Origin of the sequence: Microcystis sp. LEGE 00066 (assembly GCF_015207925.1) — a bacterium.
Lineage (GTDB): Bacteria > Cyanobacteriota > Cyanobacteriia > Cyanobacteriales > Microcystaceae > Microcystis > Microcystis ichthyoblabe_A.
In genome coordinates, this window is sequence record NZ_JADEVX010000307.1 from 1 (window position 1) to 3,038 (window position 3,038).

Here is a 3,038-nt window from a genome sequence, read left to right on the forward strand (position 1 = left end):
GTGGGGTGTGGGGTGTGGGGAGAAAAAAGCGTTCGACAAAAGCTCACGCCGAAGTCTGTCTCCTGACTCTTGACTCCTAACTCCTATCGCCTATCCTAGCTCTCGTGGTTTATATTGGATAATGAGCCGTTAGGCAAGATAGGAAATTTTAAGAACAGTTAACTGATTTAGTACACACCGAGAGGAACAAGAGCGTCATGGGTTTATTCGATCGCCTTAGCCGAGTTGTCCGAGCTAACCTCAATGATATGGTGAGCAAGGCTGAAGATCCAGAAAAAATGCTGGAACAAGCTGTCAGTGATATGCAAGAGGATCTAGTACAGGTACGTCAAGCGGTCGCTAGAGCGATCGCTGAACAACGACAAACGGAACAAAAATACAGCAAAGACCAGTCAGAAGCCAATAAATGGGAACAAAGAGCCAAATTAGCCCTTTCTAAAGGGGATGAAAACCTCGCCCGGGAAGCTCTTAAACGCAAGAAAGATTTCACGGAAACCGCCGCCATTCTCAAAAATCAACTGGATCAGCAAACGGTACAGGTAGATAGTCTAAGAAAAAACTTGATTGCGCTCGAAAGTAAGATTTCTGAGGCAAAAACCAAGAAAAATATGTTAGTAGCTCGCTCCAGAGCCGCAAAAGCTAACGAACAACTCCAAAAAACCCTCGGCAGTATCGATACCAGTAGTTCCATGTCCGCTTTTGAGCGCATGGAAGCAAAAGTTATCGAGTCGGAAGCTCGTGGTCAAGCGATCGCTGAAATCGGTGGTGTCGGCATCGAACAGGAATTCGCTAGACTAGAATCGGGTAGCGATGTGGAGGATGAATTAGCAATGCTGAAAGCACAAATGTCCGGGGGAGCATTACCCGGTACAGCTTCTAGTCAACCCACTTTACCCCAAGCAACCACCGTCAGGGATTCGGCAGTGGATGCGGAATTAGAGGAATTGCGATCGAAGTTAAAAGAACTGTAAAACTTTGAGAGCGTCGAGACGTATTATCTATGGTACGTCTCTATTTATTAATTTTGTCGTTGAGATAGGCAATAAGCTAAGACGCATTTTAACCGCCTATCCTTAGATTAGCTCTCCCCCAATCCCTTTACTGTTGCCAGAGTGCAACAGTGCCTCATCTCAACAAGCAATTTAAATGGGTGCATCTCCTATATGTGACTTTTCCTCACATATATTGTGAGCAGCAGAAGTTATTCAAAGAGGGCGAATGCAATTCGCCCCTACAATAATATTATTGCGCCAATGGTAGGGGCGCACCGTGGTCAGTGAGTTTATCGAACTGCGTGCGCCCAAAATGTCCTCTAGATATTTCCACCAAATTGAGACACACCCAAATTATCCCTATTCTTCTTCCTTCCACACAAAAACCAGAAGATCTCAATTTACCTCCAGCAAACAGTGTCAGGGATTCAGCAGTAGATGCAGAATTAGAGCAATTACGATCAAAGTTAAAAGAAATGTAAAACTTTGAGATTGTCGAGACGTATTGCAGCCCTTCTCATCAACATGAAGTATAACTTAATCTGGTATCTAAGACGGAAGAGCGTTTAATGTTAAGCGTTTCGGCGTTCCCCAGCACGAAAGCTTTGTACCTCATAATTATAAAAAAGTTCCCGAACAATGCCGCTCAAAACCCTTTAATTCTGAAGATAATCCTAAGATTCAGCCCGAAAAAGAGCCAGAAAGGTGAGGATAACTAGGATGGAAGTGAAAAGCAATTTTGACTCGAAATTATCCCAGGGGATTGATCGCATTTAACGAAACCCTTACCCTAATAGCATAAGACAAGAGAAGGACTTATTAAGGAGAAACCCAGCCATGAAAATCGGCGTAATCAAAGAAAGTGACCAAGGCGAGGCGCGGGTGGCGCTAGTGCCGGATACCGTCGCCCGTTTAGTCAAGGCGGGATTTGAGGTAATTGTCCAAAATGGGGCGGGAATTAGTGCCAACTTTGCCGATAGTGCCTATAGTGCCGTGGGAGCCGCCCTGAGCGAAAACAGCGAATATATCTATGAAACTGCCGATATTATTCTCAAAGTCGTCCCTCCTAGCGATAGCGAGATCGATCGCCTGAAAAATGGTGGTATCCTCATCGGCTTTCTCGATCCCCTGCGTCAACCCCGGCGCATTGCCAAATTAGCCGATCGCGGAATCACCGCTTTGAGCATGGAATTAATTCCCCGCAGTAGTCGCGCCCAGAGCATGGATGCCCTCTCCTCTCAGGCTAACCTCGCCGGTTACAAAGCGGTACTCCTCGCCGCCGTGCAGCTGCCGAAAATGTTCCCGATGATGACTACCGCCGCCGGTACGATCGCCCCAGCCAAAGTGCTGGTATTGGGGGCAGGAGTTGCCGGATTGCAAGCTTGCGCCACCGCCCGCCGTTTGGGGGCAGTGGTGGAGGCTTTTGATATTCGTCCTCAAGTCAAAGAAGAAGTGCAGAGTGTCGGGGCGAAATTTATTGAAATGCCCCTAGAAGAAGATACCGTCGCCGATAACGGTTACGCCAAAGAGGTTTCTCTTAGCACACAGGAGCGCATTTGTCAAGCCCTAGCCGAACCAATTAAGCGGGCTGATGTGGTGATCACCACCGCCCAAGTACCGGGGAAACAAGCCCCGCTGCTAGTCACCAAAGAAATGATCGCCACCATGAAAGCGGGGTCGGTAATCGTTGATTTAGCGGCGGAACAGGGCGGAAATTGCGCCTACACCCAACCGGGACGAGAAATCATCGAAAATGGGGTAAAAATCGTCGGAGCCGTTAATCTTCCTGCTACAGTGGCCACCAATGCCAGCCAGATGTATGCCAAAAACCTGCAAATGCTGCTACAGCTTTTAGTCAGCAAAGAGGGCAGTTTAAACCTCGATTTTGCCGATGACATCATTGATAGTGCCTGTGTCACCCACGCTGGCGAAATCCGCAACCAACGCATTAAATCCGCCCTCAGTGAACAGTTATCCGCTTTTTAGCTATCAGGAGGCAAAAGGCAAAAGGCAGAGGGCAGAGGGCAGCTTTATTCTCCCCACACC

2 protein-coding genes and 1 pseudogene are annotated in these 3,038 nt (G+C 47.7%); all 3 read left to right on the plus strand.

All coding sequences use genetic code 11. The features are described 5' to 3' along the window. Nucleotides 1–197: 197 nt before the first annotated feature. The 3 genes and pseudogenes from IQ224_RS22845 (at nucleotide 198) to IQ224_RS22850 (ending at nucleotide 2,978) form a co-directional block, all read left to right on the plus strand. Nucleotides 198–971 (plus strand): PspA/IM30 family protein, encoded by a 774-nt coding sequence (locus IQ224_RS22845; protein ID WP_002753544.1) that lies wholly within the window; start codon nucleotides 198–200, stop codon nucleotides 969–971. Between the two features lie 422 nt (nucleotides 972–1,393). Next, nucleotides 1,394–1,474 (plus strand): annotated as a pseudogene (locus IQ224_RS25195) (PspA/IM30 family protein); the annotation flags it as partial. A gap of 355 nt (nucleotides 1,475–1,829) precedes the next feature. Then, a complete protein-coding gene (locus IQ224_RS22850) occupies nucleotides 1,830–2,978 on the plus strand; it encodes a Re/Si-specific NAD(P)(+) transhydrogenase subunit alpha (RefSeq protein ID WP_194033531.1) in 1,149 nt (382 codons plus the stop codon). The last annotated feature ends 60 nt before the right edge of the window (nucleotides 2,979–3,038 follow it).